The 14,006-nt window shown below is 68.1% G+C and carries 13 protein-coding genes; 5 read left to right on the top strand and 8 right to left on the bottom strand.

Translation table 11 applies throughout. The annotated features are described in order from the left end of the window. Positions 1–91: 91 nt before the first annotated feature. The 3 genes from ACQP2D_RS39990 (at position 92) to ACQP2D_RS40000 (ending at position 3,555) form a co-directional block, all read left to right on the top strand. Positions 92–490: a hypothetical protein gene (locus ACQP2D_RS39990; protein WP_433681078.1), complete on the top strand. Its 399-nt coding sequence runs from the start codon at positions 92–94 to the stop codon at positions 488–490. 590 nt (positions 491–1,080) lie between these two features. Then, positions 1,081–2,286, top strand: coding sequence for an MFS transporter (locus ACQP2D_RS39995; RefSeq protein WP_433681079.1), 1,206 nt, complete (start codon positions 1,081–1,083; stop codon positions 2,284–2,286). Positions 2,287–2,400: 114 nt separating this feature from the next. After that, on the top strand, positions 2,401–3,555 hold the full coding sequence (locus ACQP2D_RS40000) for a hypothetical protein (protein ID WP_433681080.1): 1,155 nt from the start codon (positions 2,401–2,403) through the stop codon (positions 3,553–3,555). A gap of 6 nt (positions 3,556–3,561) precedes the next feature. Here the strand turns inward: ACQP2D_RS40000 and ACQP2D_RS40005 are convergent, their stop codons facing one another. Beyond that, a complete protein-coding gene (locus ACQP2D_RS40005) occupies positions 3,562–4,746 on the bottom strand; it encodes an acyl-CoA dehydrogenase family protein (RefSeq protein ID WP_433681081.1) in 1,185 nt (394 codons plus the stop codon). Between the two features lie 127 nt (positions 4,747–4,873). Here ACQP2D_RS40005 and ACQP2D_RS40010 point away from each other — a divergent pair, with 127 nt between their 5' ends. Both ACQP2D_RS40010 and ACQP2D_RS40015 read left to right on the top strand, forming a co-directional pair. Next, positions 4,874–6,670, top strand: a complete 1,797-nt coding sequence (locus ACQP2D_RS40010; RefSeq protein ID WP_433681082.1) for a CoA transferase — start codon at positions 4,874–4,876, stop codon at positions 6,668–6,670. Beyond that, the gene (locus ACQP2D_RS40015) at positions 6,667–8,289 is read left to right on the top strand and encodes a class I adenylate-forming enzyme family protein (protein ID WP_433681083.1); all 1,623 of its coding nucleotides are present in this window, start codon (positions 6,667–6,669) and stop codon (positions 8,287–8,289) included. The genes ACQP2D_RS40010 and ACQP2D_RS40015 overlap by 4 nt, the downstream gene beginning before the upstream one ends. Before the next feature lie 216 nt (positions 8,290–8,505). On the opposite strand, the gene ACQP2D_RS40020 is transcribed toward ACQP2D_RS40015, so the two are convergent. The 7 genes from ACQP2D_RS40020 to ACQP2D_RS40050 all read right to left on the bottom strand — a co-directional run bounded on the left by ACQP2D_RS40020 (position 8,506) and on the right by ACQP2D_RS40050 (position 13,991). Next, positions 8,506–9,297: a metal ABC transporter solute-binding protein, Zn/Mn family gene (locus ACQP2D_RS40020; RefSeq protein ID WP_433681084.1), complete on the bottom strand. Its 792-nt coding sequence runs from the start codon at positions 9,295–9,297 to the stop codon at positions 8,506–8,508. Further along, the gene (locus tag ACQP2D_RS40025) at positions 9,276–10,118 is read right to left on the bottom strand and encodes a metal ABC transporter permease (protein WP_433681085.1); all 843 of its coding nucleotides are present in this window, start codon (positions 10,116–10,118) and stop codon (positions 9,276–9,278) included. The genes ACQP2D_RS40020 and ACQP2D_RS40025 overlap by 22 nt, the downstream gene beginning before the upstream one ends. Positions 10,119–10,172: 54 nt before the next feature. Further along, on the bottom strand, positions 10,173–10,808 hold the full coding sequence (locus ACQP2D_RS40030) for an ATP-binding cassette domain-containing protein (RefSeq protein ID WP_433681086.1): 636 nt from the start codon (positions 10,806–10,808) through the stop codon (positions 10,173–10,175). After that, positions 10,808–11,446 (bottom strand): sigma-70 family RNA polymerase sigma factor, encoded by a 639-nt coding sequence (locus tag ACQP2D_RS40035; protein ID WP_433681087.1) that lies wholly within the window; start codon positions 11,444–11,446, stop codon positions 10,808–10,810. The genes ACQP2D_RS40030 and ACQP2D_RS40035 overlap by 1 nt, the downstream gene beginning before the upstream one ends. A 380-nt stretch (positions 11,447–11,826) precedes the next feature. After that, positions 11,827–12,417 (bottom strand): hypothetical protein, encoded by a 591-nt coding sequence (locus ACQP2D_RS40040; RefSeq protein WP_433681088.1) that lies wholly within the window; start codon positions 12,415–12,417, stop codon positions 11,827–11,829. 117 nt (positions 12,418–12,534) lie between these two features. After that, a complete protein-coding gene (locus ACQP2D_RS40045; protein WP_433681089.1) occupies positions 12,535–13,182 on the bottom strand; it encodes a DUF1775 domain-containing protein in 648 nt (215 codons plus the stop codon). Between the two features lie 131 nt (positions 13,183–13,313). Continuing rightward, positions 13,314–13,991 (bottom strand): MspA family porin, encoded by a 678-nt coding sequence (locus ACQP2D_RS40050; protein WP_433681090.1) that lies wholly within the window; start codon positions 13,989–13,991, stop codon positions 13,314–13,316. Between the last annotated feature and the right edge of the window lie 15 nt (positions 13,992–14,006).

A 14,006-nucleotide genomic window follows, 5' to 3' on the forward strand; every position in this document is an offset into this window, starting at 1 on the left:
TGTGAGCACTGAATCTGCGAGACGGTCGAGTACCGGGCTCTGATGGCTGATCAGGGCCAGGCCGGTTCGGCGGAGGTCGTCGAGTAGGTCGATGACGACTTCGCGGGCTGTCGCGTCCAGTGCGGAGGTGATCTCGTCGCAGATCAATATTCGGGGATCGCACCCTCGTTCGAATCGGTGGACGTATCTGGTGCGTCCCGATCTGCCCGACGATGACAGCCTGTTCGCGGAGATGTTCCGATCGACTGTGTCCGTCGTCCGGGCGGGCGGCACCATCGCCTTGCCGAGCCCGAGCGACCGATGCGCGGAGTTCCGGCGCTGGATCGAACCACCGCGATGCACCTTCCGCCCCTCCGGGCGCAACGTTGTCGACACCATCCGCGCCTGTACTGGATCGGGTCGATCTCCGGCGGTATCGCATCCGCTCATCGGGGCACGCGTGGTCGGCGACACCGCCGATGTCCTGCCCGACACACCGACGGGAGCGTGAACCGGATGTCCGAGCTCGAGCCCGGTCAGCGCGAAATCGCCCCGTCCGTATGGGCATTGTTCACCATTGTTCAACGAGGACACTCCCCACAAGCTCGCATCGGCTCCCATCGCGAGCGCACCCATCTACCAGGGCGCTGACGGCTCGCTCATCCGGATCACAGACGGCTGGATATCCGACTCCGACACCAATCTGGACCGAGCCGACGCAATCACGATCAACCCCACCAGCGTTCGTGACATCGAGGATGTATGAGTGGGCCCAGTTTTTGCCATCGGGCACGCTGCGGTAGCGCAGCCCCCGTCGATCGGGACGTTCCGCCTGTCTACTAGTGCCCCCTCCAGATAGTAGCTGCGCTATCCAGTCCAAGTGCTCACCGAGCGTAGTGATAGGGCGGTCGATTGTGGCGTGTACGACCACCATCTGACTACGTTCGACGGAACTCCCCAGGCTGAGGGGGCGATACGGGGGAAGGTATCTGGACGGGGCAGGGGGCGGTCGGAGAATTTCGCTGGGAACCCGGACAGCCGCCTACCCGACTACGTGAGTTCGGGTAGGCGAACGGTGGCGTGGCTGGGAGGAGAACGGCGGTGCAGACGCATCCGCAGGTCCGTGCGGACCGGGTGGCGACGGTGTCGGTGGCAGGGGTGTTGACCGCCGCCATGGGATTTTCCATGCTGCAACTGTTCTTGGTGGGGGCGCTGGGTCCACGGATCGTGCCGGATCTCGGGTTGTCCGCGGCGATGTTGGGGTTCACGACGACGGTCGGGTTCGGGACTGCCGCGCTGCTGTCGCCGATGGCCGGGCGGGCGGTGGATGTGCTCGGCCCGCGGCGATGTCTGGTTGCCTTGTTGGGGCTGGTCGCGCTCGCATTGGGGTTGATCGCCGCCGCGCCGGGGTATGCGGTATTGCTGGTGGCGGTTGGATTGGGTGGGTTACCGCAGGCATTGGCGAATCCGGCGACGAACAAGGCGATTTTGGCCGTTATTCCGGCTGCCCAGCGAGCGGGAGCGACGGGTACGAAGCAGTCCGGCGTTCAATTGGGCGCGATCGCGGCGGGGCTGCCGTTGACGGCGTTGGCGGCGGTCGCCGGTTGGCGGGTGTCGGTGTTGGTGGCGGCCGGTTCGGCGGTGCTGGTCACGTTATGGGTGTGGTGGACATTGCCGACCGATCCACCGCGGCGCAAGTCGGAAATCCACACTGCCGCAATGGGTTCGACGATTGACGCCGTCACCGCGGCGAGCGTCGTGCGTTGGCTCGCGGTGTACTCACTGTTCCTGGGTGCTGGCATGGCCTCGATCAATACCTATCTCGCGCTGTTCGGAGAGCGTCGGCTCGGGCTCAGCGCCGCGACGGCGGGGACGCTCGTCGCGGTGCTCGGCGTGGCCGGGATCGCGGGACGGATCGGGTGGGCGCGGGTAGCGAGTAGGCCCGGCATGGCGGTGGTGTTGCCCGCGGGATTGGGGGTCGGATCGGCGGGCGCTGCGGGGCTGATGGCCGTGGCACCGCTGGTGAACGGGTTGGTCTGGGTTGCGGTCGTCGCGGTGGGGACGTTCGGGATGGCGGGTAATGCGGTGTCGATGGTACTGGTGATCCAGCGCGCGGCACCCGGTCGAGCTGGGCGGGACTCGGCATTGGTGTCGGCCGGGTTCTTTGCCGGGTTCGCCGTGGGGCCACCGGTTTTCGGTGCGGTCGTGCCTTCGATCGGTTACAGCAGCAGTTGGTTGCTGGTGGCCGCGGAGTTCATGACTGCCGCAGGTGTCGCCGCGGTGTGGGCATTGCGGGATCGGGCATGAGCGAGCGAAATATCGAGGTCACGCCGGAGCCGAACGGACCGAATCCACAGGTTTGGGCCTCGGCAGCGATCTGCGGCTTCGCCGCATCGGGGACTACCCAGGTGAGGTGCAGGAATGAGTGAGTGGGCCGAGGTGGCGTTGAATTCGGTGTTGGACCGTGCCGAGAAGACACGCGCTGTCGTAGGTGAGCGGTTCCCGTTGTATGCCGAGCACAGCAGCGGTGAGTGGGTGACGACCTCACGGGGTTCTTGGACCGGTGGTTTCTGGTCGGGCCTACTGTGGCTGCGCGCTCTGCACAGCGGATCGGCCCACGACCGTTCGGCCGCGGCGCAGGTGACCGCTCGTCTGGCGGACTGGGTCGGCGCGGATACCGCGACCCGCGGGTTGATCTTCTGGTACGGAACAGCTTTGGCGGCCAACGCCGGAGGTGACCGCACCGCTGCCGAACTGGGCGCGGAAGCCGCACGCGCCTGTCTGGACGACTTCGATCACGAACTCGGCGTGCTGCCATGGGGTTCGGCCTTCGGCGGCCCGCGATTGCTGGCCCGCGTCGATGGTGTGGCAGGCATCGTGCCGCTGTTGGCCACAGCATCGGGCACGGCCAAAGCACATCTGGACACCCACCCCACCCCATGGCGCACCGAACCGGTGTCCACCCCGGCGCGGGGCTGGACCGACGGCGATTGCGCTGCCTGCCCGCAGCCGCTGCTGACCACGGCATCGGGTACGGCCGCGGCCAAAGCACATCTGGACACCCACCTCATCCGATGGCGCACCGAACCGGTGTTCACCCCCGCCTGGGCGTGGACCAACGGCGATTGGCTCGCGTGCCCGCAGCCGAGGACGGGCTGGAGCCGAGGACGGGCCTGGTTGCTGCTGGCGCTGGCGGATGCGAGCTGGCATATCGATACCGGCTACCTGGACACCGCCGAGGAATTGATCGATGACACGGCACCGCTGATTCCGCCCGCCGAGATGACACCGGACGCGCCACCGGACACCTCCGCAGCCGCCATCGAAGCCGTCGCGCTGCTCAAACTTGCTGCCGCACATCAGCTTCCGGAGCGAGCGATGCGCCTGAGAAGCAGGGCGATCGAGATACTCGAGCAGCTGGCAACCCGGCATCTGAACCACTCCGGCATGCTGCTGGACGGGTGCTACGACCTGGATCGCAACCTGGCCACCGCGCACGAACTCATTTGGGGCGACTACTTTTTCGCCCTCGCCCTGGCCATTCACACCGGCGCGGTCGCACCGTTCGACACCTGAACCCGGTCAGCGCAGCACCCGCCGCGCCACCGCCTCGATATGCAGCTCATCGGGCCCGTCGAGGATGCGTGCCATCCGACCCGTGCGCAGCAGCCGAGGTAGCGCGGTATCGGGCCCCAGCCCGGCCGCGCCGTGAATCTGGATCGCGGCGTCGGCGACCTGCTGCAGCGTTCGGGCCGCCGCGACCTTCGCCAGACCGGCGTCCACGCGAGCATCGTGACCAGCGCTGATCAGTGCGGCCGCTTTGTGTACCAGCGGCCGGGTGCCGCGGATGGCGAGCAGGGACTCGAAGACATGCTGTTGCACCAGTTGCCGTTCGGCCAATGGGCCGCGCGACTGGTTGCGGCCGCGGGCCCGATCACACATCAGCGCATACGCGCGCTCGGCTTGTCCAAGCCAGCGCAGACACCGCAGCGTTCGGCCGAGTTGCAGCCGGTCGCCCGCGATGGCCAGTGCCCGCCCGGGGTCGCCGATCACGTGGTCGCCGGGTACCCGGACCCCGTCCAGTTCGATCTCCCATTGCCCGCCGACGCCCAACACCGGTACCTCACGCACGATCTGGAAGCCGGGCGTATCGGTCGGCACCAGCAGTAGGGTGAGCCCATCGCGACTGGGGGCCTCGCCATCGGTGCGGGCCAGCACGGTGATCACATCGGCATCGGCGCCGCCGCTGACGAACCACTTTCGACCGGTCAGCGTCCACGAGCCATCCGGTTCGACAGTCGCGCGGGTGGCCGTCATGGCCGGATCGGTGCCCGGCGTATCGGGTTCGGTCATCGCGTAGGCGGCCCGCAGCTCACCGGAGACCAGGCCGTTCAGGTAGCTCTCGCGCACACGGCGGCTGGCATGTCGTTGCAGCATCGACACATCCAGCAGCGAGGCCGAGCCGAGGATCGCGGGCCCGTGATCGCTGGCGCCCTCCGCTTCGGCCAGGCACACGTAGTCGGCGAACGGAAGTCCTTGTCCGCCCCATTCGAGCGGTAGCGGCAACGCCCACAACCCCGCCGTCCGCGCCGCCCCCCGCAGCTCTGCGGATATGACGGCCGCTCTCGGCCCACCCGCGTCGAGCACGTCTTCCTGTGGCACCACTTTGTCCGCGACGAAAGCTGCCACGCGCGCCCGCAGTTCCGCGATATCCACATCCGGCCCGAGCGGCCTCGATGCGGCACTGCGAGATGTGAACGGCGTCATGACTTCTCCTCCACGCTGACCGGGAACCCGAGTGCCCGACGGTCCGACTGCTGTTGTCCGAGGGATTGGTCGGCGCGCAGCCGCGCCGAGTTCCCACGGGTAGCGCGACCGTTGAACAGGGAGAGCCATGACACCCGGCATCATGCGGACACCCGGCACCGACCAGCTGACGGCACCCCTGCGGGGCATGCGATTTCGCACCGCGAGCCCGCCCGGCCCGATCACCACGGCAACCGAACACCTGCGGCTGCTCGGTGCCGAACCGGTCGACGGCGACGCCGACGCGCTGACCCTGACCGGACCGGACGGTAGTGCTGTGCACGCAGCGGTGGCCTGGGGGGGATCCAGCAGTCGGATACAGGACGAAGCAACCGCGCAGGCCGCGGCGGGACTGATGCTCGTGCACGGCCGACGCGACGGCACTCCGCGCGGCCTGGCCGTGGACTACGCCTCGACCGCCGCCGGAATCCTCACGGTGCAGGGACTTCTCGCCGCACTCATCGGTCGCGCCCGCGGCGGCGCGCTGACCGGAGTATACGTCGCGGTCGACAAGACGGCCTTGTTGACCGTCTCCCAGTATCTGGCGGCGGCGTGCGCCGACGATGACGAAGCGACCTCGCTGGCCCCGGGCGGGCCGCCCTTCACTACTGCCGACGGCGTCCAATTCGAGGTAGAAGCCCTCGAAGTCGGTGTGTGGGCCGACTTCTGGCGGGCATTGGACGCACCGCAGGACGCGTTGCGAAAAGGCTGGCGGCCCTTCCAATTCCGCTACGCGACCGCCTGCGCACCGATTCCCCGGGCACTGCACGACACCACCGCGCTGCGGAGCTGGGCGCAGGTGCGCGCCGCCGCTGACGCCTCCGGCGCGGACGTGTGCCGACTGCGCACACTCACCGAGCGCGGCCAGGAGATGCGCGCCAATGGCGAGGACACCATGCCGTGGCAATTCCTCCTTGGCGACGAAAGGCACACCGCCGCTTTTGGTTCCGCACCGACCGCCGATCGACCGCTCGCGGGTTTCACCGTGCTGGAGGCCGGACGTCGGGTGCAGGCTCCGCTGGCCGCGCATCTGCTCGGGCTGCTCGGCGCGAACGTGGTGCGCATCGAGCCGCCGGGCGGCGATCCGCTGCGCGGTATGCCGCCGACCTGCTCGGATATCTCCGCGCGCTGGTTGGCGCTGAACCGGGGCAAGGACGCGGTCGAGATCGACATCAAATCGGCCGAGGATCGGAAACGGTTGTGCGAGTTGGCTGCCGGAGCGGATGTGTTCCTGCACAACTGGGCGCCCGGCAAAGCCGAGCAGCTCGGGTTGGGCGCTGATGATCTGTGGGCGGCCAACCCCGGCCTGATCTATGCCTACACCAGCGGCTGGGCCGGGCGGCTCACCGACGCCCCGATGGGTACCGACTTCATGGTGCAGGCCCGCACCGGCGTCGGGGAGGCCGCACGGCCCGCGGATGAGACACCGATACCGTCGCTGATGACGCTGCTCGATGTGCTCGGCGGCATGCTGGGCACCGAGGCGATCCTGGCCGGGCTACTCGCCCGCGAGCAGACCGGCCGCGGTGTCCGGGTCGAATCCTCGCTGCTCGCGGCGGCGAATCTGCTCACCGCGCCCGCGCTGCGCCGGGCCGCCCACGGACTGGACCCGCGCCGACCGGCCGGGTTCCGCAGACCACTGGCCACCGCTGACGGGTGGCTTACCCCCACCGACGCGCACGCCGCGGTGGCCATCGAGCACGCCGATCGGGTCCGCGGTCTGTCCACCGCACAAGCCGTCGCCACTTTGCGCGACAGCGGAATCGAAGCCACTGCGGTGACCACCGACTTGGCCGATCTGCCCGGCGATCCTCGCTTCACCGACGCCATGACCACCGACGCACGCGGCGCTGTTGCTGTTTCGTCTCCCTGGAGCTTCCGATGAGCGTTGTGCTACACGATCTGGTCCCGCGTCGGCTGCGCCGTTCGTGGGCCGCCGACGGCGCCTGTCCCGACCTCGACCTGTATTCGCTGTTTCGTGCGCAGCGCTGCCTGGACCCGCACCGCACCGCGCTGCTCGATGCCAAGGGCAAGGTCTGCTACACCCAACTCGACCGGCTGGTGCGTCGCCTGGCGGCAGGTCTGGCAGCCGAGGGCGTCGGTCCCGGAGACGTTGTCGGCGTGCAGCTTCCGACCTCGCGCGAAGCGGTCATCACCGACCTCGCGTTGGCTGCGCTGGGCGCGGTGGCACTGCCGTTTCCGGCGGGCCGTGGCATGCGGGAGGCCGAATCGCTGCTGCGCCGCGCCGAGGCCGTTGCCGTTCTGGCCGCGACCGATTTCCGCGGCCACGCCCACGCGCAGGACCTCGCTGAGCTGCTCGACGAATTACCCAACCTGCGTTTCGTCGCCGCCGTAGGCAAGGAGCCGGCCCCGGCGCGATGTATCTCCTTCACCGAACTGCTGCACGCGGACGGCCAATTGTACGTCCCGGCTCGTCCCGACCCCGATGCCGCCGCCCGGATCCTGGTCTCCTCCGGTTCGGAGTCGGAGCCGAAAATGATTGCCTACTCACACAATGCGCTCGCCGGCGGCCGCGGCAACTTCATGGCGGCCCTGCTCGAGGGTGAACCGCCGCGCTGTCTGTTCCTGGTCCCGCTCGCCTCTGCCTTCGGCAGCAGCGGCACCGCCGTCACCCTGGCCCGACATGGCGGCACCCTCATCCTGCTCGACCACTTCACCCCCGAGGCCGCACTGGCCGCGATCGAAAAGCATCGGCCGACCCACGTTCTCGGCGTCCCGACGATGGTTCGAATGATGCTCGAGCACAACGCATCCGGCACCGATACCGGTTCACTTCAGGCACTCGTGCTCGGCGGTGCACCGCTCGACCGAGCCACGGCCGACGAGGCCGAAAGCGCCTTCGGCTGCTCGGTCATCAACCTCTACGGTTCCGCCGATGGCGTGAACTGCCACACCGATATCGGCGAAACCGGTACGGCCGCAGCCGGTCCCGGCATTATCGTCGGCCGCCCGAATCCTCGCGTCGCCGAGATCCGCATCACGAACATCGATACCGGCGAAACCGCCCCCGCGGGTGAGACCGGTGAGATCGTGGCCCGCGGTCCGATGACCCCGCTGTGCTACGTCGGCGATCCCGAACTCGACGCCCGCTATCGCACCGACGACGGCTGGGTCCGCACCGGGGATCTCGGCGTCCTCGATGCCGAAGGACGCCTGCACGTGGTCGGCAGGCTCAAGGAGATCGTGATCCGGGGCGGTGCGAATATCAGTCCGGCCGAGGTGGAGCAGCTGCTCGCCGGTCACCCCGACATCCGTGACGTCGCGTGCGTCGGTGTGCCGCATCCGCGATTGGGGGAACGGCTCGCCGCATGCGTCGTCCCGCGCCCCGGTCGCACACCTGACCTGGACGGATTGTGCGACCACCTGAGTGCGCACGGACTGGAGCGCGGGAAGCATCCCGAATCACTACTGCTGCTCGATGCGCTGCCCCTGACTCCGGCGGGTAAGCCGGACCGGGCGGCCATGCGGGCTGCGATCGGCTGAGATCGGCTATGGGGCAGCACTCTTCACCCGCCTGCCCCACAGTTCTGACGGATTGTGCGCCATCTGAGTGCGCACGGGCCGAGCGCGGGAAGCATCCCGAATCACTACTGCTACTCGATGCACTGCCCCTGACTCCGGCAGGTAAACCGGACCGAGCGGCCATGCGGGCCGCGATCGGCTGTGGGGCAAGCCTCTCACGTGCCTGCCCCACAGTGATCAGGAACCGGACATGGCCTTCTTCAGTGCGGCGGCCGCGTCACGGTAGACGGTCAGCAGTTCTCGGTCTTGGCTCGGGTAGTTGACGATCGACACCTGCCTGGCTGCGTTGTCCGGTAGTACGGTTCCGCTCGACATGTGCGCGTTGTCGAGCACGAACTCGGGCTTCTTCGCCGCGAGCGCGGACACTTGTCCCGGTGTCACCGCTTCGGGCCCGTAGGTGCCGACGATATCGGCACCCGCCAACTGCGCCGCCCATGTCGAAAAGACCTGCGCCACCATGGTCGGCTGTTTACCCCCCGGCCACGCGGCCCGAATGTCCTTGCCCAGCTTGTCGTATTCGGCGGTGAACGTCGCCGTCCAGCCATCGGCGGCAGCCGCGGTGCCGAACTGGGTACCGAGCGACTTGACCTGCGCGGTCGCCCTATCGGCGGAGTTGTCGAGGTTCACCTCGATCAGCTTCGCCTTGGAACCGGCCGCCTCCTTGATCTTCGCCGCGAACGGTTCGAACGGTGCGTACAGCACGAAGTCCGCCTCGGCGACCGCGGTGAGATCCGACGGCTTGGGGTCGTAGTCGGGTGCGTGGTGCACCGATGCGGGCACGATCACCGTGACATCCTCCGCGCCTGCGGCTTTCGCGAACGCGGCTTCCCAGGTCGTGGTGGCGACGATCTTCGGGTGCTGGTGTCCGTCGTGGTCGTGGTCGCCGTCGGAGCTGGCGCAGCCGCCGAGCAGCACACCGGCGGCCACAGCGAGGGCCAGCCCCGCGGTCAGTGGGTGGAAACGTGCCATGGGTTGTATCTCCGTTCGGGGATCAGGTGGGCCGCGAGGGCGACTGCCCCCGCGGTGAGGACCAGGACCGGTCCTGGTGGCAGGTCGAAGGCGAGGGCGAGGAGGAAGCCGACGAGGTTGACCGTGACGCCGATACCTACGGCCCACCCGATGATCGATGTCAGCGAATGTCCGAGTCGCCGCGCGGCCAGGGCGGGCAGGAGCGTGAGCGCATCGACGAGCAGTGCACCGGTGAGCCGAATCGCCCCGGCCACCGCCACCGCGACCAATACCAGCAGCGCCAGCGTCAGCCACCGCACCGGCACCCCGGATACCAGCGCCAACTCCCGATCGTGCAGCAGCAGCGCCAGGTCCCGCCGCCGCCACCAGAACAGCGCGGGCACCGCAATCGCCAGTGCCGCCAGCACGATCACGTCCTGGGAACGCACCGAAAGGATCGAGCCCCACAGCAGCGAGAACGCCGATGACGCGTTCACTCCCGCCAGCGCGAGCACCAGCAATGCCGCCGCGATGGCGAGGCTCATGAGCAAACCCATTGCCCCGGACAGGCTTTCCGGTGTGCGGGCGAGCGGCGAGATCCCGGCTCCGGCGACCGCACAGGCCACCAGCCCGCACAGCGCCGGATCGAGTCCGGTCAGCATCCCGACGGCAGCGCCGAGCAACGCGACGTGCATCATCGCGAACCGCACCGGAATGATGTCGAGCCCGACGATCACCACCCCGACGATCGGCAACCCGATCGACCCGAGCACCAGCGCCAGTCCGGCCCGCCGCACCGGGACGAGCCCGAGCAGATCGACCACCTCAGCGGGCCCGTTCACGATGCCTCCCTGTCTTGCGATCCGACGCCGGGATGCACACCACAGCAACGAATCTCATTCGACCTCCCGCAACCGGCCCGCCGCCATCTCCAGCACCCGGTCACAGCGCCGCGCCAGCGCCCGATCGTGGGTGACCACGACGAGCGTGACCGGCAGTCCGGCCAAAACCTCGGCCGCCTCGTCCTGCCCCGCGAAATCGAGTGCGGCCGTTGGCTCGTCGGCCAGCACGACACCCGCGCCGGCCGCCACACAGCCCACCGCGCGTGACAGGTGCATGCGCTGCAACTGCCCACCTGACAGTGTGTCCAGCGGTCGGTCGACCAGCGCACCGACCCCGAGCCGCATCGCCATCGTCTCGGCCGCCGCCCGGTCCCCGCTGCTGGCCAGCAGTTCACCGGCGAGCAACGGGAACCGCCCAGCCGCCGGCCGTTGCGGAATCCATGCGCAGACCCGGCGACACCACGCCTGCTCGGCAGTGCCGCCGCCGGTACGCCCGCCGACCGTGATCTCGCCGCGGACCGCGCCGTGCAGACCGATCACCGCACGCAGCAGCGTGGTCTTGCCGGAACCGTTGGTGCCGGTCAGCGCGACCCGCTGTCCGGCGGGGACATCCAGATCGACATCGCTGACGACCTCGATGCGGCCGTGTCGGCACGACACCCTCGCCAACCGCAGCTCCAGCCCGCCCATCACACCACCTCCGCGATACCCGGCCCGATCCCACCGATCGCGCTGCGCGCACCGAGCGGTAGTCGCACCGGAGCACCGATCGGTTCCCTGGGCGTGGGCGTCTCCGCCGCCTGCAATAGCGCGACCAAGGTTTCGCGAGCCCGCGCGACCCGTGAGCGGATGGTGCCCGTCGGGCAACCCACGGTCTGCGCTGCCTCGGCATAGGTCAGGCCGAGCACCTGGGTCAGGACGAATGCCTCCCGCCGTTCCGCGGGCAGGGCGCGCAGCAGATCGGCAATCGCCATTTCCTCTGGGAAGTCCGGTCTTTCGTGCTCGCGGCGATGGTCCAGGTCCTGCTGCCACTCGGCCAGCTGTGCGTTCTTCGGCCGGGCCGCGGCACTGCGGAACCGGTCGACGACCACCCGCCGCGCAATCGATAACAGCCAGGTCCGGGCGGTGGACCGACCCGCGAACCGCGGCAGGCTGCGCATGGCGCGCAGGAAGGTCTCCTGCGTGAGATCGTCGGCGGACTGCACGTCGGTCAGGTGGGCGACGAAACGCCACACATCACGTTGCGTCGCTCGGATGAACTCGGCCAGCGCCGCCCGATCCCCTTTACCGGCCGCCAGCGCGAGCGCGGTCAGTTCTTCGTCGGACATGAGCGGTTTCCAGACCGGCACGACTCACCCGGGTGCACCACGGGAAATGTCAGGAGGGACAACGAAATACCACTGCCGAACGGCAGTGTTCTCACTAGTGAATGCATGTGTCGAACAATCTCGGTTCAGCGACGCCGCAGCACGCGGCGTTGAAAAGACCGGTCGCACACGGGCTTATCCCCGCGCACCGACGAGTGCGCGGATGCTCCGGCGACCGCTGGGCGAAAGCTCGCCGCACCTACCGTCCAGGACGGACGCGCAGGCTACGGCGGCGGCGTCCGCCACTCGTGCACGCCGAACCGATGTAGCGCCGACCGAATCGTCGGCCACCGGTTCCGCACCACTGCACCGGAACCATTCCGGCTGCCCGTGGCGGACTCTCAGACCACAACCACGCCTACCGGCGGTCCCCGCCGAGCCACCACATGACGCAGCACGGCACCGCGCAGGGGCACGACCGCTCGCTCGGAAACGACCGGAACACCGACTCCGGCTTCGTCCACTATCGAATGGATCAACACCAACAAAAGCGGTGCCAGAATCCGCGAATACAACGCGCGCAACAGCGCGAACAAAGCCCGCTCGCCGCACCAGAGCCACACCGCACAGACCACCGCGGCCACCGCATGTCCGACGATCATCGCCAGCGAACCCACGTGCGCGAGGGAACCCGGCACAGCCGCGGCGTGGGATGCGCCATGAGCGCCCGATACCACCGAGACACCGAACCACAGATGCAGTGCCGCCTGCATCACCAGCAGGCCACCGCCGATCGCGATGATTCCCCGCTGCCGATCGGCCAGTGCCCACGCCACCGAACCCGTCGCGGCGAACGCCACGACCAACGCCGACAACGACACCGCGTGCCCGGACGCCTCGGCGTGGCCGACAGCGGACAACAACACACCGATCGCCGCGAATATCGCCGCACGCATTGCCCGCAGGTGCGGCGATACGGGCAAGCGGTTCATAACAATGCCTATCCTCCCATCCGGCACGCGCGTGCGAGTCGGAAGGGTTTGATCAGCCGCGCTCGGTCAGCTTTTGATCCATACCCAGCGCGGCCGATCACGATCCGAGGTTTCGATCTACCTGCGCCGCATCACCGCGCCGCCACCGATCAGCAGACCGAGCGCGCCGAGCACGATGCCGATGACGCCCAGCCAGCGCGCGGTGTCATCGCTGGAGGACCCGCCGGTAGTCGACCTCGCCGGAATGTCGCCGTGGTTTTCGGCCCCACCGGATCGTTCGGCCGCCAAAGCCAATGTCGGGGCGGGGTATTCGGGTTCACCCTTATCGCTGGCAGACTGATCCCACTTGATGACCTGGCCGTCAGCGTAGGTCTGCACTGCTGGCATGGTGAGTTTGTCCATATCGGGCAGCCCATTGGCGAGCACCGAGAACTCCCCGAACTGTCCCGGCCCGATCCCGCCACCGGAGTCGGCGGTCCAGGTGACGGCGGTGACATTGCCGTCCTTGTGTGTCACCGCTTTCCAGCCGGGCACCGCCTCGGTATCGATAGCGGTCACACCCGGAATCTGCACCGCCAATTCGACGGTCGGGCTATTGGTCATCGATTCATTCGGCACCCGGAACACCAGCACCGCCGAACCGCCACGCGCCGCATCCGGCGCCGACACCGTGACATGAGCCGATGCGGGAGCCGCGGCGATCACCACGACGGCGGCTGCCGCTACACCGGTCGAGCCCGCACGTCCCAACCAAGATTTGTTCATCGTCGAGATCACTCCTTCTGGAAAAGGAATCGAACGCAACTGATGCTCAGCAGTGACGATAGCCACGCGATGCCCCTCTACAGGGATATCGGCTTATCCGGCGACCCAGCTGGTAGGAATCGGAATGTTCCTCAGCCGATACTGAACGGCTCGCCCCACACGGTTACCCAGGTGACGACGTTGGCGGTCTCCACCTCGACGCCCACGAAGGAGCGGGCCTGGGCATACCCGGCACATCCATTGAGATCGATGGTTTCATCGGCCCAGGACACACCGCCGCTGGGGCCCTTGAACTGGTGCCGGATCCGGTGGACCTCCTGGCCGAAATCATCCGCCTGCTCGAGGTCGAGCAGAAAGAACGACTTCGCCTGGCCGGGACCCAGTGTCAGATTGCCGCCGCTATTGGTGCCGACACCCGGCTTGACGTTCTGCCCGTCACTCCAGTCGAGCGTGCCCGTCACTCCACCATTGGCGCCGCCACCGGCGATATTGACCTGGCAGCCGACCACGTAACCAGGGGCGATGCGACCGCCCCTGACGCCGGGACCGGACAGCTCTACCGACGCCGTCCCCGACACCCACGCATTGCGGTGCAGCGGCGTCGCCCCCATCGAGGGGTTGATATTCGCCGACTCACCGGACAGCGTGATGTCCACGACGGTGCCGTCCGACAGCGTCTTGGTCAGGTGCGCACCGGGCAGCGGTACGAAGGTATCGGCATTCGCCGCGCCCGTTGAGCAGAACCCCAGAGCTGCGACGGTTGCGATACCCAGGCCGGCGAGCCGGGCAATGAGCTTGCGGTTGATCATCTTTGACTTCCTCGA

The sequence above is a fragment of the Nocardia sp. CA-119907 genome (assembly GCF_050955995.1).
In the GTDB taxonomy this organism is placed as follows: Bacteria; Actinomycetota; Actinomycetes; order Mycobacteriales; family Mycobacteriaceae; genus Nocardia.